The organism is Acinetobacter lwoffii (genome assembly GCF_024129435.1).
Lineage (GTDB): Bacteria > Pseudomonadota > Gammaproteobacteria > Pseudomonadales > Moraxellaceae > Acinetobacter > Acinetobacter lwoffii_F.
On record NZ_JAMXXN010000005.1, the window covers coordinates 92,887 to 112,624 of the forward strand.

19 protein-coding genes and 1 tRNA gene are annotated in these 19,738 nt (G+C 42.7%); 7 read left to right on the top strand and 13 right to left on the bottom strand.

Translation table 11 applies throughout. The features are described from left to right. Positions 1-45: 45 nt before the first annotated feature. The 5 genes from NI455_RS04950 to rubA form a co-directional block, all read right to left on the bottom strand. Positions 46-639, bottom strand: a complete 594-nt coding sequence (locus tag NI455_RS04950) for a response regulator transcription factor (RefSeq protein WP_253112776.1) — start codon at positions 637-639, stop codon at positions 46-48. Positions 640-821: 182 nt separating this feature from the next. Next, a complete protein-coding gene (oxyR, locus tag NI455_RS04955) occupies positions 822-1,730 on the bottom strand; it encodes a LysR family transcriptional regulator OxyR (protein WP_004279412.1) in 909 nt (302 codons plus the stop codon). 13 nt (positions 1,731-1,743) lie between these two features. Continuing rightward, positions 1,744-2,682 (bottom strand): esterase EstB, encoded by a 939-nt coding sequence (gene estB / locus NI455_RS04960; RefSeq protein ID WP_004646272.1) that lies wholly within the window; start codon positions 2,680-2,682, stop codon positions 1,744-1,746. A gap of 57 nt (positions 2,683-2,739) precedes the next feature. Beyond that, on the bottom strand, positions 2,740-3,918 hold the full coding sequence (gene rubB, locus NI455_RS04965) for a rubredoxin reductase RubB (protein WP_253112855.1): 1,179 nt from the start codon (positions 3,916-3,918) through the stop codon (positions 2,740-2,742). Positions 3,919-4,009: 91 nt separating this feature from the next. Beyond that, positions 4,010-4,174 (bottom strand): rubredoxin RubA, encoded by a 165-nt coding sequence (rubA, locus tag NI455_RS04970; protein ID WP_004646274.1) that lies wholly within the window; start codon positions 4,172-4,174, stop codon positions 4,010-4,012. A 487-nt stretch (positions 4,175-4,661) separates the two neighbouring features. Here rubA and NI455_RS04975 point away from each other — a divergent pair, with 487 nt between their 5' ends. After that, the gene (locus tag NI455_RS04975) at positions 4,662-5,204 is read left to right on the top strand and encodes an adenine phosphoribosyltransferase (protein ID WP_253112779.1); all 543 of its coding nucleotides are present in this window, start codon (positions 4,662-4,664) and stop codon (positions 5,202-5,204) included. A 44-nt stretch (positions 5,205-5,248) separates the two neighbouring features. Here the strand turns inward: NI455_RS04975 and NI455_RS04980 are convergent, their stop codons facing one another. Then, a complete protein-coding gene (locus NI455_RS04980) occupies positions 5,249-5,743 on the bottom strand; it encodes a YqiA/YcfP family alpha/beta fold hydrolase (protein WP_004730287.1) in 495 nt (164 codons plus the stop codon). A 388-nt stretch (positions 5,744-6,131) separates the two neighbouring features. Between NI455_RS04980 and lysS the strand changes: the two genes are divergently transcribed. Then, positions 6,132-7,661 carry a lysine--tRNA ligase gene (gene lysS / locus NI455_RS04985; RefSeq protein WP_071850582.1) on the top strand — a complete coding sequence of 510 codons (1,530 nt, stop codon included), beginning with the start codon at positions 6,132-6,134 and terminating at the stop codon, positions 7,659-7,661. A 348-nt stretch (positions 7,662-8,009) separates the two neighbouring features. Here lysS and trpS read toward each other — a convergent pair whose 3' ends face one another. Further along, complete coding sequence (gene trpS / locus NI455_RS04990) at positions 8,010-9,023, bottom strand: tryptophan--tRNA ligase (RefSeq protein WP_004279419.1); 1,014 nt, start codon at positions 9,021-9,023, stop codon at positions 8,010-8,012. 189 nt (positions 9,024-9,212) lie between these two features. Here trpS and NI455_RS04995 point away from each other — a divergent pair, with 189 nt between their 5' ends. Then, the gene (locus NI455_RS04995; protein WP_004279420.1) at positions 9,213-10,139 is read left to right on the top strand and encodes a DUF808 domain-containing protein; all 927 of its coding nucleotides are present in this window, start codon (positions 9,213-9,215) and stop codon (positions 10,137-10,139) included. Positions 10,140-10,187: 48 nt separating this feature from the next. Continuing rightward, the gene (ypfJ, locus tag NI455_RS05000; protein WP_004279421.1) at positions 10,188-11,093 is read left to right on the top strand and encodes a KPN_02809 family neutral zinc metallopeptidase; all 906 of its coding nucleotides are present in this window, start codon (positions 10,188-10,190) and stop codon (positions 11,091-11,093) included. Between the two features lie 37 nt (positions 11,094-11,130). On the opposite strand, the gene NI455_RS05005 is transcribed toward ypfJ, so the two are convergent. Then, positions 11,131-11,685, bottom strand: coding sequence for a hypothetical protein (locus NI455_RS05005; RefSeq protein ID WP_253112782.1), 555 nt, complete (start codon positions 11,683-11,685; stop codon positions 11,131-11,133). Positions 11,686-11,900: 215 nt separating this feature from the next. Between NI455_RS05005 and NI455_RS05010 the strand changes: the two genes are divergently transcribed. Both NI455_RS05010 and NI455_RS05015 read left to right on the top strand, forming a co-directional pair. Beyond that, positions 11,901-13,400, top strand: a complete 1,500-nt coding sequence (locus NI455_RS05010; protein WP_005246963.1) for a cation:proton antiporter — start codon at positions 11,901-11,903, stop codon at positions 13,398-13,400. Positions 13,401-13,561: 161 nt separating this feature from the next. Next, entirely contained in the window at positions 13,562-13,903 is a 342-nt protein-coding gene (locus NI455_RS05015) for an MGMT family protein (protein WP_081401204.1), read from the top strand. A 43-nt stretch (positions 13,904-13,946) separates the two neighbouring features. On the opposite strand, the gene NI455_RS05020 is transcribed toward NI455_RS05015, so the two are convergent. Then, complete coding sequence (locus tag NI455_RS05020) at positions 13,947-14,387, bottom strand: universal stress protein (RefSeq protein ID WP_004279425.1); 441 nt, start codon at positions 14,385-14,387, stop codon at positions 13,947-13,949. 243 nt (positions 14,388-14,630) lie between these two features. Beyond that, positions 14,631-15,035 carry a hypothetical protein gene (locus NI455_RS05025; RefSeq protein ID WP_253112785.1) on the bottom strand — a complete coding sequence of 135 codons (405 nt, stop codon included), beginning with the start codon at positions 15,033-15,035 and terminating at the stop codon, positions 14,631-14,633. 175 nt (positions 15,036-15,210) lie between these two features. On the opposite strand from NI455_RS05025, the gene NI455_RS05030 reads away from it, so the two are divergent. After that, positions 15,211-15,287, top strand: a tRNA-Met gene (locus NI455_RS05030). 217 nt (positions 15,288-15,504) lie between these two features. On the opposite strand, the gene NI455_RS05035 is transcribed toward NI455_RS05030, so the two are convergent. The 3 genes from NI455_RS05035 to gltA form a co-directional block, all read right to left on the bottom strand. Continuing rightward, a complete protein-coding gene (locus tag NI455_RS05035) occupies positions 15,505-17,130 on the bottom strand; it encodes an NAD+ synthase (RefSeq protein WP_253112786.1) in 1,626 nt (541 codons plus the stop codon). 373 nt (positions 17,131-17,503) lie between these two features. Continuing rightward, on the bottom strand, positions 17,504-18,007 hold the full coding sequence (locus NI455_RS05040) for a hypothetical protein (protein WP_129717197.1): 504 nt from the start codon (positions 18,005-18,007) through the stop codon (positions 17,504-17,506). A gap of 158 nt (positions 18,008-18,165) precedes the next feature. After that, positions 18,166-19,440 carry a citrate synthase gene (gltA, locus tag NI455_RS05045; RefSeq protein ID WP_004279429.1) on the bottom strand — a complete coding sequence of 425 codons (1,275 nt, stop codon included), beginning with the start codon at positions 19,438-19,440 and terminating at the stop codon, positions 18,166-18,168. Between the last annotated feature and the right edge of the window lie 298 nt (positions 19,441-19,738).

The following is a 19,738-nucleotide window of genomic DNA, read 5'->3' on the forward strand; positions in this document are numbered from 1 at the left end:
AAAGAGGCTGAATATTCAGCCTCTTTTTTATTCCGAACATAGAATTTAACTGTTCAAGCTGAGTTTAACCAGTTTTCGATAGATGTATTTGACCTGGCTATATATCTGATAATCTTTCATCTCGAGCTGTTTTTGTCGTTCAGCTTGCGATTGATGTTGACTCAATAATTTTAATAACTGCAATTCAGCGAGGTTAAGACAGGTTTTAGCAATGGGCTGGTGCAGGATATAGTCTGCCAGTTCAGTATGAATGTAGGCTCCGCCGCGTAAGACAATTTTTAGACTCTCAGCGAACTGCGGTAATGAATCATGATGCTGCATATAGCTATCTGCTCCGGATAATAAAGCAGAATAGATGAGTGCTATGGCATCCGTATTGAATATGGCAATAACAGGTGTATCTGAGCTTTGCTGTTTCAGCTGATGAATCAAACTGATCTTTGAAGTTGTTGCTGCATGATAAAGAATCAGATTAGGCAGATGTTCAGTAATCATGGATTGTGCGGACAGCATATTGTCCGCATACAGCAGCATATCTGGCTGATAGCCGAGTTGCTGTAGCACGGTCTGGATTTTTGACAGGTCGAGTCCAGTCGGTGAACGAATCACTAAAACCGGTGCAGGCAAAAGGCTAGCCAATAAAACGCGATCCTGTAGATGCAATAGAGAGCTATACTGTGAATCAGGCAGATGCAAATGCCTATCCCAAAGAATAGTGATTTAGCTGAAATGTAGAGATTCTAAGTTTCTAGGCGGACTGGATGCATTCAATTCAAGATATAAAAAAGGAGCAACATGTGCTCCTTTTTATTATCTATAGATCAGGCTGCATCGTGCTGAGTGATTTTCTGGAAAATCTGTAATAGCACATCAAACTCGCTTTGCAGCGGTGTGCTTTTACGGGTTACCAATGCCAGGGTACGACTTGGGGCTGAATCGATCGCTTTTACCTGAATCTCAGGATTGCCTTTAATCATATTGGTATGGATCGCAATTTCAGGCAGCAGGGTAAAGCCCAGATTTGCAGACACCATTTCGATTAAAGTCGGCAGTGAGCTGGCTTTTAAACGGTGATCATTTTTACGCTCACCAATCGGGCAGGCACTCAAGGCATGATCACGCAGGCAATGACCTTCTTCAAGTAACATCAGGCGAGACAGATCCAGATCTTCTAAAGAGTTTGCTTGTGCAGCATGCTGATCAGATTTTTGGTAAACCAGATACAGATTCTCTTTGGCAATTTCAGCAACTTTCAGACCACGGGTGTCGAAAGGCAATGCCAAAGCCACCATATCCAGGTTGCCATGTTCCAGCTTTTCTACAATCTTTTCACTTTGCGCTTCATGCAGATGCAACTGGATTTTTGGTAATTGCTTATGCACTTCATCCAGCAGCTGGGACAATAGGAAAGGTGCAATTGTTGGAATGACGCCGAGATGTAGATCACCGGTTAAAGGTTCACTCATCTCACGACTTAAACGCATTAGGTCCTGAGCATCGGCCAGTAGAACACGTGCGCGTGCAACCACTTGTTCACCAAGAGGCGTTAAACGAACATTCTGGCGGTCGCGTTCAACAAGTACGCCACCGAGTAAACGCTCCAGCTCCATGATGCCGCCAGACAAGGTTGACTGGGTGACAAAGGAGCGGCGAGCAGCTTCTGTAAAGTGTAGCGTCTCTGACAGTGTTACGAGGTATGACAGCTGTCTTAGGGATGGTAATGCAGCCATAGTGTCCTAATGTTTATGATTTAAAATGATCAGCAAATAATTCGCTAAGATATGGAATAAAATGCGGTGGGATATCATGCCCCATTCCATCAATTAATTCAAATTTAGCCCCTGAAATTGCTTTCGCAACGGCCTTGCCATGGCTAGGAGGCAGCAATCGATCTCGAGAACCATGGACCACCAGGGTTTCTTGTTTGATTTGCTTGTCCAGTTGCAGCAATGAGCCTGTACATAATATTGCTAAAAACTGTTGAAGTACACCAGCAGGATAGTAACTTCGCTTATATAATTTACGGGCGGTCTGCACCGCTTCCAGATGATTGACATAACCTGGTGAGCCGATGATCTTAAACAGTTTCAAACTATGATCAACAATGCCATCTTCATCTGTTGAAGCCGGTTTGTCAATCAAACTAAAGAGTTGCTTGGGAAAGGGTGGTGGCAACATCGGCTGGTTATTGCTGGTAAACAGTAAGCCCAGTTTTTTGACTTTGTCCGGATAACGCGCGGCCAGAATCTGGGCAATCATACCGCCCATCGAAGCACCCAGCACATAGACCTGTTCCAGCTGCATTTTTTCAATTAGCAGACTGACATCTTCAGCCATATCGTAAAGATCATAAGGTGCACCCTGATTACCCAGACCCAGTACAAAACGGCTCATCATTTTCAGGGTATTCAGGCGTGGACCTTTGTGATGGACTTTTGAAGACAGGCCAATATCACGATTATCAAAACGGATGATGTGATAACCATTGTCAATCAGTGATTTGCAGAAAAAGTCAGGCCAGTACAGCATTTGCCCACCCAGCCCCATAATCAGCAAAATGGTGGGATGTTCCGGATTTCCACCAACCTCGACATGTAGCTGGATCCCATTACCAAGATCGACCTTGGTTTCATGCATGAACGAGGTATAAGGGGAAAGATTAAACTGTGCTGCGCTGTACATAGTCGCTGTCCTAATTAAAGGATATTTCGTTTAAAAAATATCCTTGCTATTAAACCTCTAAACCGCAGCAGGAATCAAGTCAGGAACCTGTTTGGTCAAGGTCAGACGCTGTTTGGCTGCAGTGGCGCCCAAAAGCACGAAACCACGTAAGGTGCCGTTAGCATCGAACGCTTTGGCCAGCATGCCATCGTCAAATTCTTCAGTTTCCCAGGTGACATTCACATCAACCGGTGCAGGCAATACCGTTAAAGGTGCAGCAGGCGTTTTGACTGCCACCGGCATTGCCGGATAATGCACGGCAGTATGTTCGCCATTTAAGGTTTTTGCCAAAGCGCGGGCTTGTTGCATGATCGGCATGACATAAGGCAATAAGGTGCCATTGACCTCGGCACAGTCACCTACCGCATAGATATCGGCCTGGTTGGTTTCCAGTTGCGCGGTGGTTAACACTCCGCGACTGGTGTGTACGTCTGCCTGTTTCGCCAAAGAAATATTCGGCTGTAAGCCCACCGCAGATAACACCACATCCGCAACCAAAGACTGGCCATTGGCCAGCGTGACCAGATAATCACCATTGTCCGCACGAGAGACTTTTTCGACTGTTGTGCCCAGGACAAAATGAATGCCGGTTTCTTCAAGATTCTTCTGGAATGCAGTAGCAACATGTTCTGGCAATAAACGGCCAAGCGGCTGCGGCGCCAAATCAATGACTGTGACCTGATGATCGGTATTTTGCAGGTCATTGGCAAATTCACAGCCAATCAGGCCTGCACCTAAAATCACCACACGTTTGTCTTCACTTGCTGCCAGATTGTTACGGAAAGCTTTATAGTCACTTAAATTGTTGACGACATGAATGTCATCGCTGGCATCACCGGCGATCGCCAGACGTACCGGATTGGCACCAATGGCTAATACCAGTTTGCTATAATGTTGTGTACTTTCCTGGCCATCTTTTTCCAGAACCAGTTGATGATCTTCCGGATGAATGGCTTTGACCCAGGTATGCTGTTCAATACGCATATTCAGCTGTGCTGACATTTTAGTGGCATCGCCCAATGGAATTTGTTCAGGTGATTTATTGCCGGCCAGAGCGTTGGAAAGCGTCGGTTTGGCATAATTGACCGCATCATCCGCACAGATCATCAGCAATTCAGGTTCTGGATTGAGTTTACGAAATTCACGTGCTACGGCATAACCCGCCATACCTGAACCAATAATGACGATAGGATGCATAGTTGTTTCCATATGGTAGAGCTCCATGCTGTATAAATGATTGAAAGGCATAAAAAAAGACCATATGGATATGGCCTTTAACTGGACGTGATTAGACTTCGATCATTTCGAAATCAATTTTAGACACGCCGCAATCTGGACAGGTCCAGTCATCTGGGATATCTTCCCATTTGGTGCCTGCCACGATCCCGTCTTGAGGCCAACCTTCTGCCTCGTCATAAATCCATCCACATACGATGCATTGAAACTTTCTCATGTAACTCTCCAAAACTGAGCAACTGTAGGCGTCAGCTTAAAATCCATAAAAGGCAAGACTCTAAAAGAATATGACTTTTTAACAGTGAACATATTTGGGTAAATTTTTACGCAGTTCTATTCAGAAAGTAAAGTGAATAAAAGCCTAATCAGCGAAATTAGCAGCAGAATAGACGACACATTCCTCATTTATCTAAAAATCACGCCAATCAGCTTTTCTGGCGTAGGCGGTTAAAGAATAAAAAGCTGACAATGGCAAAAATGAGCGTTTATCTTGTGGGATAGACCAAAGTCGAGCAGTTAAAACTTGAGTTTTTAGGTAATTTAAAATTAGTGAAGTCTGGATTAAATTTTTTTAAAATAAATCAATATAATAAAATCAATATCTTATAATTAAATTCCGAGTTTTTATTAGGCAGCTTGGCTTGTCCGCTCTATTCAAATAGGTTTAAAATTCCCATATTCCTTTTCTTTTTTTAAGATCTCCCATGAGCAATTTGTCTACTTCTTTGTGGTCTCACATTCGTACGGTCCAAGATTTTCCAAAACCAGGAATTTGCTTCTTTGATTTGACCCCACTTTTCATGGGCAATATTGGTCCATTGACTGACGCTTTGATTGCCAGCATTCCTGCTGACAAACTGGCAGAAGTAGAAAGCTTTATTGCGGTTGAAGCGCGTGGTTTTGTGTTGGCAAGCTTGTTGGCACAACGTACAGGCAAAGGTTTATTGTTGGTGCGTAAAGCAGGTAAATTGCCGCCTCCAGTGGTCGGTGTGGGTTATAGCCTGGAATATGGTATAGATCGTTTAGAAATGTCTGCGAACGTTCAGTCCCAGAAAGTAATTATTGTGGATGATGTTCTGGCAAGTGGCGGAACCTTAAAAGCAGTGAATGAACTGGCTCAAAAATGTCAACATGAAGTACTTGGTGCAAGTATCTTCCTTGATCTTCCTGACCTGCATGCTGAATTAGGCCTGGATATCTGGTCAGTATTGGATGACAAATCTCAGCCTGAAGCGGCAGTTGCTTAAGTCATAATTTTTTGTAAAAAAAGCCCCGAAATTGTGGGGCTTTTTTATTGCCTGATAAAATGATCTTCGATTTCCTGAATCAGCGTATTAATTTGCTCAGGATGTTCCAGACGATGATGGCCGCCATCAACTGCCTGAATTTGCATATAGTCTTCAAGTTGTGTCTGAACCGCATGCATATCCAGAATTTCATCGCCCAGTTCAAGATAGGCAAATTGAGGAATGTCATGCTGTAAATCGTGATGCCCAATCGGCGGATAATCATCGCGGAAGTTAGGCTGCAAAATGGGATTAGCCACTACACAGGGAATTTGATACGCCTGTGACATTTTCAGTGCCCAATAACCGCCAAGACTGTGGCCGACCAGAATATCTGGTTTGATGGTTTCAATCATCTCATGATAAAACTCGGCGACCGAACTATAGCTCAGATTTCGGTAATCGACATCGATACAGTACTTGTGTACCACATCAATGGCATGGAACTTGGTGGATTCTCTGGAGGAATCTAAGCCATGTATAAACAAAATCTTAGACATAGTACATTACTCATTTTTATGGGATATGCCATATTGGTTATTTGTTGATTGGCACATCATCTTGAAGCTGAGTGTCATTGTAGAACGTCTGGGTATACAAGGCAGTTAGCTATTGGTCTAAGCCGAAGTTTTGCAGTGCAATGAATTTATATAAGACTTGTCTGGTTTAGACTTTAATCCCAACTGAGAGCAGCTGGGTGCTGCAAAAGGTTGAAGAAAGGCAATTTAAAAGAGTGACAGACGGGCTGAACCGAATGGTGTAAATAGCGGGATAGTGGATTCTTCCAAAGAAAAGCCGGTTCCTGAGAGTGTTTACGCTACGATTTGAGAAGGATTTCTGCTATTCTATGCAACTTCTATTTTTTAACTAATCTTATTCGAGGCAGAGATGACGCAAACTAACGCTCAATCGACTTCTGAACAAATCATTTCCGAAAACGATTTAATTGCACAGCGTCATGCCAAGTTAAAGCAAATCGAAGCTCAGGCACAAGAAACAGGTAAGAGCCCATGGCCGAATACCTTTAAGCGTGAGCACTATGCCCAGGATTTACAAGACCAGTTCGCTGATAAATCTAAAGAAGAAATTGAAGCAGGCGAAAAGGTCTACGTCAAAGTTGCCGGTCGTGTGATGTTGAACCGTGGTTCATTTATTGTGATCCAGGACATGACAGGTCGTATCCAGCTATATGTGGCGCGTAAAGAACTCGCTGAAGATGTCCTGGCTACCATTAAAGGTCTGGACCTTGGCGATATCATCGCAGTCGAAGGTTATATCGGCCGTTCGGGTAAAGGCGATTTGTATGTACACATCGAACATTTTGAATTACTGACCAAATCATTACGTCCGCTTCCAGACAAGTTCCATGGTTTGAACGATACTGAAGTAAAGTATCGTAAACGTTATCTAGATCTGATTGTTAACGAAGAAACACGTAAAACTTTTGAGATTCGTGCCAAAGTCGTAGCGGGTATCCGTGCCTTCCTGACTGAAAAGCGTTATATGGAAGTTGAAACGCCAATGATGCATGTGATTCCAGGCGGTGCATCGGCACGTCCTTTCGAAACACATCATAATGCACTGGACATGTCGCTGTTCTTGCGTATTGCGCCAGAGCTTTACTTAAAGCGTTTGGTGGTCGGCGGTTTTGAACGTGTGTTTGAAATTAACCGTAACTTCCGTAACGAAGGTGTTTCTACCCGTCACAACCCTGAATTCACCATGATCGAATTCTATCAGGCTTATGCAGATTACAAAGACTTGATGGAATTGACCGAGCAAATGCTAGAGCGTCTGGCGATTGATATCTTGGGTACCACTGATGTGCCTTATGGCGATGAAGTGTATAGCTTCAAAGGGCCATTCAAGAAAATTTCAATGTTCGATGCAATTCTGGAAAATAACCCGCAATTTACCCCTGAAAATGTCAATGACCGTGAGTTCCTGGCAAAATTCCTTCAGGAAGAATTGAAAGAGCAGGTGAAACCAGGTTTTGGTCTGGGCAAACTGCAAACCATGGTGTTTGAAGAAACCGTAGAAACCAAATTGCGTCAGCCGACGTTCATTACAGAATATCCAGCGGAAACTTCTCCATTGGCACGCCGTAATGATCACAATCCACACATTACCGACCGTTTTGAATTCTTCATCGGTGGCCGTGAGTTGGCCAATGGCTTCTCGGAGTTAAATGATCCAATCGATCAGGCTGAGCGTTTCCAGGCACAGGTTGCTGAAAAAGATGCTGGTGATGATGAAGCCATGCACTACGATGCAGACTTTGTAGAAGCATTGGAATACGGTCTTCCTCCAACTGCAGGTGAGGGTATTGGTATTGATCGTCTGGTGATGATCTTTGCAAATGCAGCAAGTATCCGTGATGTGATTTTGTTCCCGCATATGCGTCATAAAAATGCTTAAATGCTAAATTCAAAATAACCCGCTCTGGCGGGTTTTTTTATACTTGAAATAAAATAGATTCAAAAATTAAAGACAAAAAAAACGCAATGATTGGGGTTGTCATTGCGTAGAAAAAGGAATGTCTTTCAAACTACTTCATTAACTGTGGAGAGAGTTAAATCTGATTCCTTACTGAATATGACCATAATAGGATGCATTCTCATATGACTCATCAGTATTCATGTTAATACATGTTAAATAAGGTTAAAGCTATGAAGATTATGTGGGGATATTTGCATCATTTTTGCGCAATTATAGTTTAAATAAAAAAGCCCTTCATCAGAAGAGCTTTTCAAAGCAATTTTATATTTAGAAATGGAATACGCCGAGGCCAGATTTAACTTCATCCAGTGTCGCCTGGGTAATATCGCGACATTTATCCGTACCAGTTTTTAGAATATCCATGATGTAATCCGGATCTTTAGCCAGTTCAATACGACGCTCACGAATTGGACCGATCAATTCTTTTAAAATGCTTTCCAGACGTTTTTTCACTGTACCATCGCCTAAACCACCACGACGATAATGGGCTTTAAGTTCTTCCAGCTCTTCTTTATTTGGATCGAAGGCATCTAGATAGGTGAATACCACGTTGCCTTCAACCTGACCTGGATCTTCAATACGTAAGTGATTCGGATCGGTATACATGGCATTGACGGCTTTCTTAATATCTTTATCTGTTGCATCTAGCACAATGGTATTGCCCAAAGATTTCGACATTTTTGCTTTACCATCAAAACCAGGTAGGCGACCAACATTGGAAAGTAGTGCCTTACATTCTGGTAACAGGTCATGACCAATTTGACGGTTTAAACGACGCACGATTTCGTTGGTCTGTTCGATCATTGGAATCTGATCTTCACCCACAGGAACTACAGTGGCCTTGAATGCCGTAATGTCAGCAGCTTGAGCCACCGGGTAGCACAAGAAACCGGCTGGAATATCACGCTCAAAACCACGCATCTGGATTTCAGATTTGATCGTTGGGTTACGCTCAAGACGTGAAACCGTCACGAAATTGAGGTAAAGCATGGTCAGTTCATTTAGTGCTGGCAGGCATGACTGCACACAAATTGTGGTTTTAGTTGGATCAATACCGACAGCCAGATAATCCGTCGCCACTTCAATAATGTTACGACGTACTTTTTCAAAATTGTCCGCATTATCGGTCAGGGCTTGAGCATCAGCGAGTAACAAGTGTTGATGGTGAGAATCTTGCAGACCTACACGAGAGCGTAATGAACCCACAAAGTGGCCGAGGTGGAGTTGTCCGGTAGGACGGTCGCCCGTCAAGATCACTGGACGATTATCTTGATTACTCATTATCTATTCCAAAGGGTAGTCAGTACTACAGCTGTATTTTAACGAATGGCAACATTGTACGGCATTCTGTTTTTGATTGTCAGCCAGAAAAAAAGCTGTCGTAAAAAAATCTTATAAATTAAACAAGTGAATACAATATTTTTAAGAATTTTGATTAAACTAGGTGGAAAGAAGATAAGGATAATAAGTATGGCGAGCAGTTTATTACTATTATTAGATGATATTGCTACTGTTCTGGATGATGTCGCTGTCATGAGCAAAATGGCAGCAAAAAAAACAGCAGGCGTCCTTGGTGATGATCTGGCTTTAAATGCGCAGCAAGTGACAGGTGTGCGGGCTGATCGTGAATTACCGGTGGTCTGGAAAGTTGCCAAAGGTTCTTTTGTTAATAAACTGATTTTGGTGCCGCTGGCATTATTAATCAGCTTTATTGCAGGCTGGCTGATTAATCCCTTGTTGGTGCTGGGTGGTTTGTTCCTATGTTATGAAGGCGTGGAAAAAATTATTCATACCTTGCATACACCGAAGGCCAAGGACGCGGAACAGGCGCGTGAGCAATTGATTCATACAGAAATGGATTTGCACCAGTTTGAAAATGAAAAAGTCAAAGGTGCTATTCGCACTGACTTTATCCTGTCTGCTGAAATTATCGTGATTACTTTGGGAACGGTCGCCGCAGCCTCGATGCTGACCAAAGTGACTGTTTTAAGCCTGATCGCGGTGGTCATGACCATTGGTGTTTATGGTTTTGTCGCGCTGATTGTCAAGCTGGATGATATCGGTCTGCATCTGACTGAACAGCAGTCCGATTTTAAACAAAAAATAGGACGTGGCTTGTTGGCATTTGCTCCGGTCCTGATGAAAATTCTCTCCATTGTTGGAACCGCTGCAATGTTTCTGGTGGGCGGTGGAATTATTAACCATGCTATTCCTTTTATTCATCACTTTACTGAAGACAGTGTGGCTTATGTGCAGGATATTCCCAGCATTGGCAACATTGTGGGTGCTGTTACGCCGACCTTGATTAATTTCGCTGTAGGAATTTTAGCGGGTCTGCTGGTCATGCTGGTCATCAGCCTGATTAAGAAAATCTGGCCTAAATCATCAAAAGCTTAAGGTGTGGAAATATCTGGATATTAAGCAGATTAAGAAAAGGAAAAGACTATGCGTTGGAAAGGTCGTCGTGTCAGTAGCAATGTAGAAGACCGTCGCGGTGGTGGTGCCAAAGCTGGCGGAATCAGTATTGTTGGATTGATTGTGGCCTTTGTGGCCTGGAAGTTTTTCGGTGTCGATCCACAACAGGCTTATCAAACCACCAAGCAGGTCACTCAGGGGGTATCGGGTGCGGCAGAAACACGTGGCCTGGAAAATCCCACGCCAGAACAGCAGGAGTCGATTGATTTTGTTGGAACTGTATTGGCAGATACTGAAGATACCTGGAATCAGGTGTTTCAGCAGCAGTTAAATCAGCAGTATGTCCCACCGAAACTGGTGTTGTTTAACGGCATCGTGAATTCTGGTTGTGGTACGGCTCAGGCGGCGATGGGGCCTTTCTACTGCCCGACAGACCAGAAAGTGTATATCGATACTGCATTCTTTAAAGATATGCGTACCCAAATGGGCATTACCGGAGAACAGAATGCCACCGAACTTTCCCGCAATGATCAGGCGGGGGATTTTGCGCTGGCCTATGTCGTGGCCCATGAAGTGGGGCATCATATCCAGACGATTTTAGGTATTTCTTCTCAAGTACAGCAAGCACGTCAGCAAGCAAGCGAAGTGCAAAGTAATCAGCTTTCAGTGCGTCAGGAATTGCAGGCAGACTGTCTGGCCGGCGTCTGGGCTTACCATAATCATGAGCGAACCCAATTTTTGGAACAGGGCGATGTGCAGGAAGCGATGGATGCCGCTCATAAAATTGGCGATGACTATTTGCAGAAACGTGCCCGCGGGCAGGTGGTGCCGGACAGCTTTACTCATGGCAGCAGCGCGCAGCGGGTACAATGGTTTAATACCGGCTTGAAATCCGGTCAGGTTGCGAATTGTGATACCTTTAATCAAAATATTTAAATGACTTCGATAAAAAAAGGAGCAGATGCTCCTTTTTTTATTTATGCAGAAAACGCCGGAAATTTCTTAATATCTTGATACTGACGAATAATGCAGCCAAAGCAAACAGTGCAATTGCAAAGACCGTATATTTGAGGTTGCTCATGTCATTCTGATAAAACTGCAGAATGTCTTGTTTGCTATATTCGAAGGCAGTTGCTTTGCCAGTCCGGCTATCTCTGAACTGGATTTTTTCAATATAAAACAGATTTCCCGCTTTAATTAAGTCAACGCTCTGGATTTGTCGGGTATGCGATTGATTGTCTTCATCGTTACATAAAGCGCTGTAATGCTCACAATTGATTTTGGCCACATAACCATTTCCTGCAATCAGAATAAAAATTGCATTGTCTGGTCGCTGGTTATTGGACACCAATACATACTGCTCGCCGGCTATACTTTTTAAGGGAATGCTGGTGGCTTGCTGATAATGCTGTTCTGCTTGCAGAATTTCCTGAATTTTAGTAAAGCAGGTAAAACATAAGGACAACGTGATCAGAAAAATCACGCTGGCAAAACAGAGACGAAAAATGGTTTTGACAGTTTGATGCATGGGAGAAAAATTCAAAATAGAAAAATGTGGAAGCAAAAGCCGAGTGCTGACCTGTATGTTAAATCATCATTCGAAAATACTGAAAAGAAACTTAACTCAATTCGATAAAAAACGGACTAAACTTGTTTTGCCAGAATAGCTTGCTATTCAAATCTCTATTTTAACAACGCCTCTCGGCGCATAGTGCTCCATCTCGCCCGATTTTAGGAAACCGAATGGGAAATTTCTTTTTTCTTCAGCTACTCACGGTGGTCTTTGCTCTGTCTATTGCCACGACCATGTTTAATAAGCGCGTTTTAGGCTTTCCGCAAGCGATCGGTGTCCCTATTGTCTCTGCAATCTTTGTTTTCATTTTGCAGTGGGGCGCCAGTTTACTGCATGGTAATCCATTCTTTAGCATCAATATTGACAATATCGAGCAGGCTGTTCGTCACGTCGATTTCTATGATTTTCTGATCAATGGTGTGATCTGTTTTATCCTGACTTCATCTGCGCTGAAGTTTAAGGTCTCAGATTTGCGTAACCACTGGCGGCCGATCAGTATTTTGGCTGGTCTGGCTTTGGTGTTCTGTGCAGTGTTCTTTGGTGTGGTGTTGTATGGTTATCAGTTCCTGATTGGTAAACATGTTGACCTGCTGGTTTTGCTCTTGCTAGGGGCGGCCTTGGGCGCCACAGATCCGATCGGCATCAAAGGCGTATTGAGTTCGGTTCGCGCACCGCATCATTTGATTGTCAAGCTTGAAGGCGAATCACTGTTTAATGATGCAATGTGTATTGCCTTATTTATGACCTTGCTCAATGTTCTGCAAGGTGAAAACTTTACGGTACTGGCAGTGCTGCAAACCTTGCTTTATGAAATTGTCGTGGCGGTGCTGATTGGTCTCGGATTCGGTTTTGCGATCTTGCGGATTTTGCGCGGTAAGCATGAAATGGAATCTCTGATTTTGACCACGGCCTTGCTGGCTTGTGGTTCCTATCTGGTGGCTTTGCTGGCACATGCTTCCGCGCCAATTGCCTGTGTGATTGGTGGTTTGATTGTTGGCAATAAATGGAAAGAAATCCTGGCAGATGCTGAAATTGGTGACGTTAATCATTTCTGGCATACGGTTGAGGGAATTATCAATTCATTCCTGTTTACCCTAATTGGTCTAGAATTGTTTATTCTGGACTTGAGTACCAGTCTGGTTCTGGGCGGAATGGTGGCTTTTGTGATTCTACATCTGGCCCGTTTTGCAGCCAACTATCTGGCCTTTGCCATGTTCCCAAAAGTCAGCAAGAAAAGCTATAACGGCAGTTTGACCATCCTGTCTTGGGGCGGAGTACGGGGCGGGATTTCTTTGGCCTTAATTCTGGCGGTCGCCAATGTTCCTCAGCTGGAAGCCTATAGCAGTATTCTGGTGGGCTATACCTTTATTGTAGTGCTATTGTCCGGTGTGGTATGTGGCTTGGGCCTGCCTGCGGTGATGAATGCGTTTTATTATAATCCCAATGAAGAGACGCAGGGCTTTAAAGGCTGGTATCAACGCATGTGCCACAAGCTGAATCGTAAGGGTTTTCGCTATATTGTTGGAGAAGATGCCAAAGGAAATGAGACTATTACTATCTTTCAGCCAGAAATTCTGATTGATCAGAAAGATGCAGATGGCGTCGCCACGGTGCACCATCCAGATAAGGTTCAGGAAGTAAAACGCTTAGAAAATCCGGATAATTTCTAAAGATAAAACTTAAAAGATCAAGATGCTGCTGGATTATTTTTATCATGAGATGAGAAAGTTTGAATCAGCGTATTTCATCAGGCTTAAACACTCTCTGATAGCTTTTTATGGATAGGTTGAAGTGTGATCTTTTATTTAAATGGGCTATTGAATAGATGAAAATGACCCAGACAAGTTCAGCCAGTCAGGAAATGGCAGAAATGATTTTGGCTGTGGTCAATCAGATTCCGTATGCCAAAGTCGCCACCTACGGACAGATTGCTAGACTGGCAGGTTTACCCAAACATGCGCGATTGGTCGGTCGGGTTCTAAGTCATCTAAATGCGGACACCGATATTCCTTGGTATCGGGTGATCAATGCCCAGGCGAAAATCAGTGTGAAGCAACTGGACGAACATGGCCAGAATATCCAGCAGCAAAAACTCATGCAGGAAGGAATTTTTCTTAAAGGTGATCGCTTGGATTTAAAACGCTATCAATGGGATGGTTTGGTCAAGATATAAAAAAAATCCCCACTTGGTGAAAAGTGGGGATTTTAAACATAACTTAGTTGCGAATCACCATTACTGGGATATCCGCTTGGCCGAGAATGCTTTGCGCTACGCTGCCAAGGAACAGCTTTTTGAAGCCCGTGCGACCATGGGAACCAATCACGATCAGGTCAGAATTTAAATCTTTAGCTGCTTTGACAATCTCGCTATAAATTACCTGACCCTCAAGGAGCTGTGTATCCACTTCAACACCGGCACCAGAGAATTTTGCTTTGGCTTCATCCAGCGTTTTCAGGATGGAAGTACGGGCACGTTCAATCAGGTCATTGGTTTGTGCCGCAGAGATATATTCCGCAGCGATATAAGGGTCCAGTGCCAGCACTTGAACCACTGTGACTTTACTGTTAAATGCTTTGGCAATTTCTACAGCTTTATCCACTGCAGCATACGATGTTTCTGAACCGTCAACAGGTACTAAAATATGTTCAAAAGGCATTAGAATTCTCCTGAGGGGAATTTAGAGTTATTAGAAAATTATGACGCGTTAAACCGGGTACGAATAGTTGTTTATACTTTGATCATAGCCTGTATTGTATAAAAATAAAACCAAGTAAATACATAGGTATAATGTCTAATAGATTAAAGAATGAAGCACCTGTTTAGAGCTATTGAACAGAGTTATTTATTTAGCCTAAGTTAATAATTTATATGTAATTAATGTGATAGCCTAAGACAGTGATTAATCACATCGAATAGAGGTCGGGTCTAATTTTATTTGCGGTGACAGCTGTTCATAGCGATTTAAAATTGTTTGAGTTTCACCTGCATAAATTTTTTGCTGTAGCTGCCGGATTTTATGTTCTGTCACATGTAAACGCGCACAATGTAATGCAATCTGATTTTCCCGGGTTACCGCCAGTCGTTGGCTCTGATCATATTCCGGATAGCGCCCGATTTTCTGCTGTGCTCTGCTGAGTTGTGCCAAGGACCGTTTTTGCTGCATGCTCATCAGTTGCTGCTGATTAATCCACTGTGCCACATCACGTCTGACGCCATTATAATCTACGAAAATAGGCGAGATGATCTGGCAGGCACTCAGACTTGAAATGCCAATGAGTAAAATAAATATTTTGATTTTATACATCTAATGATTCCTCGAAGAATTAAATGGTGCTATGAATGCGTGAATTACATACTAAAAAAAGCTTTTTTGTTTAAAATTTAAAAGTTTATTCTGTATTTGCATAAAGACTGAACATTTGTTTTTTAAAATGCTTGACGATAGAAGCTGAAATTACGATAATGCGCACACAGTTTACGGCTATGTAGCTCAGTTGGTTAGAGCACCGCACTCATAATGCGGGGGTCACAAGTTCAAGTCTCGTCATAGCCACCATTTTAAAAGACCAAGCTCTCAGCTTGGTCTCTTTTTTTGTCTTTTAAAAAGCACTGCAAACCACAAAAAAATATTTGAAGCATCCACTAATTTTTAGTTTCCACAAAACATTATTTTTCCTTCTTGATGTTGGGGCTATTCTTCATTTTACTGCCGCATAAAAAAATCGCCCAAGCATTCCTTGGGCGATTCTGATTTACATCATTGAGAGCAGAATTTAGCTACCTGCTTTCCAGCCATTCACAATTGGATAACGACGCTCACGGCCATAAGAGCGTGAGCTGATACGTGGTCCAATGGCACCTTGGCGGCGCTTGTACTCATTGATATCAACCAGACGAATCACTTTTTTCACGACTTCAGCATCAAAGCCTTTGGCAATGATATCGTCTTGACTCATATCTTCTTCAATATAAGAGTACAAGATCGCATCTAGAATGTCATAGGCAGGTAAAGAGTCTTGATCGACCTGATCTGGACGCAGTTCTGCTGAAGGTGGACGGGTAATCACACGTTCCGGAATCACTGGAGTTTCTGAAATGCTGTTACGATATTTCGCCAGTTCAAACACAATGGTTTTATACACATCTTTCAGAACTGCATAACCACCGACCATATCGCCATACAGGGTGCAATAACCGACAGCTAGTTCAGACTTATTACCGGTTGCCAGCACCAGATTACCGAATTTGTTAGATAGGGCCATCAATAAGGTGCCCCGTGAACGTGCTTGCAGGTTTTCCTCGGTAGCATCGACTGGAGCGTTGCCAAAGAACGGGAATAGCACCTGCATAAAGCCGCTTACCACTGGATTGATTTCGGCAATACCGAAAGTCACGCCCATATTTTTGGCTTGAGCCGCTGCATCTTCCACACTGATTTGTGCGGTATAGGTATAAGGCATCATCACAGCTTGAACTTTGTCTGCGCCAAGCGCATCTACAGCAATCGCTAGGGTCAGGGCAGAGTCAATGCCGCCAGACAGTCCCAGAATCACACCTGGGAAGCCAGAACGCTGTACATAATCACGTGTAGCCATGACCAGGCTTTGATAAATCTCAGCCATGGTGTCTAAAGCAGGTGCAATTGCACCTTTGCTGAATTGCAGTTGTTCAGCATTAAATTCTGCAATTGCCAGATTTTCCTGGAAAGTTGGTGCCTGTAAAGCCACCTCGCCAGATTTGTTGAGCACAAAACTGGTACCGTCAAAGATCAGATCATCTTGGCCACCGACCTGGTTACAGTACACCAGATTGATATTTAGCTGTTTGACCAAGGCCGCCATGGTTTCAATGCGATGTTGTGGTTTACCCACTTCATATGGCGATGCATTCAGTACCAAAGCTGTGTCGATATTCAATTTTGCCAGTTGCTGAACAGTCGCCAAAGACCAGACATCTTCACAGATCAGTACGCCAAATTTATGTTCAAGATACTCAAATACCAGATGCTGATGACCTTCGCCAAAATAACGCTTTTCATCAAATACACCATAGTTTGGCAACACTTGTTTGTTATAAACACCCAGCACTTCGCCATCTTTCATGACAGCAGCCGAGTTATAACGTTGACCATCTTCAGTTTGATTAACAAAACCAAAGACCATGACAATATCTTTTACTTCAGTCAGTTTTTCAAAAGCTGCTTTGGTGCGTTTCACTAGACTTGGGCGAATTAATAAGTCTTCCGCAGGATAGCCCAATGTTGAAAGTTCAGGAAAGATAATCAGATCCGCTTTATCTTTTTTAGCCTGATTGGCTAGATCAATCATTTTTTGCGTATTTGCATCCAGATTGCCCACATGTGGAGAGAATTGAGCAATCGCAATTTTAAAACTTTTCATTCCAAGTAAATCCTATTCCTATAGGTTGATACACTAAATTACTGATTTTTATAATTCTAATTATCCAGTTGAGTGCACTTCGATATTCATAAAATGCCAAATGGCTTAAATAAAAAAAACTTTTTATCGCATGATTATTGAATCTTAATCTGCGATGCAAAATAATCATACCGGCTTATTTTATCGAAATTTTATCGAGAAGCTAGAGCTGATTTAGCAGAACAGGCATTGAGTGAAAAAGTTATTATATAAAATTAGAAAATATGCTGATTTTTTATGCATCTAGGCTTATATAGATTTAAAGACTGAAGTGGAAATTTGGGCTTTTAAAATATGCCTTAGCTATATTGTTTGGAATTAAACTGATTAAATATCATCTGTTTATTTGTGTATTTAAAATAACATTCGGAATTTTTTTTAGAAAAATATCCCGGGCAATATCGCCTTGTTGTTCAATATTGTAGGTTGAAAATGATTTGTTGGGATTAAATTGATATTTGTACGGATTATATTTTCCCAAGCTGAGAAAATAAGCACTTTGTAAAAATGCCCCTTTTAAAAGCACATTGATATGGCATTGATATTGATAAATATGCGCCATTTCATGAATAAATAGCGCCTGATAAGATAAACTCTCGCGCGAATAATCTTCCCGATAATTTAAATTGCGTACATGGATGTAGCCACTGGGGGCCATAATGACATGTTTGGATTGCCAGGGCAGGTAGGGGTGATTCATGATTTTAACGCGAGAATAATCGATCAGGTTGCCAAATACCTGTTGGGAAATTTTGATTTCACCAGGCGTTAGACTGCGGCACTTAAACTGTTCAAAACGAACCAGTCGTAAAATAAAGGGCAGAAAATACAACAGCATTCAATATGCATCCTGTTTTTAGGTGACTTAGTTCGTGAATATGATTTTGATATGCTAATTTTAAAACGTTTCAGGTCAATTTTTTGTAGGCTTTTGTCAGCACTAAAAAAAACCACCCGGGAGGGTGGTTTTTTTTAAGTCTTTCGACGCGGTTCGAATTAACGAACGATATCGCGTTGAACTTCGCCAGTGTAAAGCTGACGAGGACGACCGATCTTGTAAGGACCGCTGTGCATTTCTAACCAGTGGCTAATCCAGCCAACAGTACGTGCAAGCGCGAATATTACAGTAAACATTTCAGTCGGGATACCAATCGCTTTAAGGATGATACCTGAGTAGAAGTCTACGTTCGGGTAAAGGTTACGCTTGATGAAGTATTCGTCAGAAAGCGCGATACGTTCAAGCTCCATAGCCAGTGCAAGCTGTGGATCATTGATGCCAAGTGCACCAAGAACTTCGTCGCAAGTTTCTTTCATTACTTTCGCACGTGGATCGAAGTTTTTGTAAACTCGGTGACCGAAGCCCATCAGTTTAACTTCTTTAGTTTTCACTTTTTCCATGAAGCCAGCAACGTTTTCTACAGTGCCGATTTCGTCAAGCATCTTAAGAACAGCTTCGTTCGCGCCGCCGTGAGCAGGGCCCCAAAGTGCAGAGATACCAGCAGCGATACATGCATACGGATTCGCACCGGTAGAACCAGCTAAACGTACTGTAGACGTAGACGCATTTTGTTCGTGGTCAGCATGAAGCGTGAAGATACGGTCCATTGCTTTTGCAAGAATTGGATCAACTTTATAATCACGGTCTGCAGGAGTAGCAAACATCATGTGTAGGAAGTTTTCTGCATAACCAAGGTCGTTACGTGGGTAAACGAATGGTTGACCGATGGTGTACTTGTAGCTCCAAGCCGCCAGCGTAGGAATCTTCGCGATTAAACGAATTGCAGTGATTTCACGGTGGTTCACATCTTCGATGTCAAGGTTGTTGTGATAGAACGCAGACAACGCACCAACCACACCTACCATGATCGCCATAGGATGCGCATCACGACGGAAACCATTGTAGAAACGGCTAACTTGATCGTGAACCATTGTATGGTTACGTACTTTAGCGTCAAATTCTTCTTTTTGCTCAGCAGTTGGAAGTTCGCCATTTAACAATAAATAGCAAGTTTCCAAGTAATCAGCTTTAGTCGCCAATTGATCGATTGGGTAGCCACGGTGTAAAAGTACACCTTTGTTACCATCGATGAACGTGATTTTAGACTCGCACGCAGCTGTCGCCATAAAACCAGGATCAAAAGTAAAGTGACCTGCAGCCAACACATCTTTAACGTCGATTACATCTGGGCCCAATGTGCCGCTGTAAATTGGTAGTTCAATTTCTTTGCCATCAAGCTGTAAAACGGCTTTCTTGCCAGTTGCTTCAGACATTCAATAGATCTCCTGTCCTGGTGAATGTATATCCGCTTTGTCTATCAATCTTTTAATGCACAAAACGGACGGATCAAAAATTTGCTATAAGATTAGTGAGTACTGAAATTTTGTCAATTATACTTATGGATGAAAAATGACGGCCGCACAGCAGTTTAGTCACATTCGCTCAGTATAAAAAGTTCAGTAAAATCACAGCATCAAACCTCTATAATAAGTCAAATTGATGCAGAGGTGCAGAAAAAAATAGACTGCTTGGGGCATTTGTAAGCGTTTTTTCCTAGCAAGAAATGCGGGC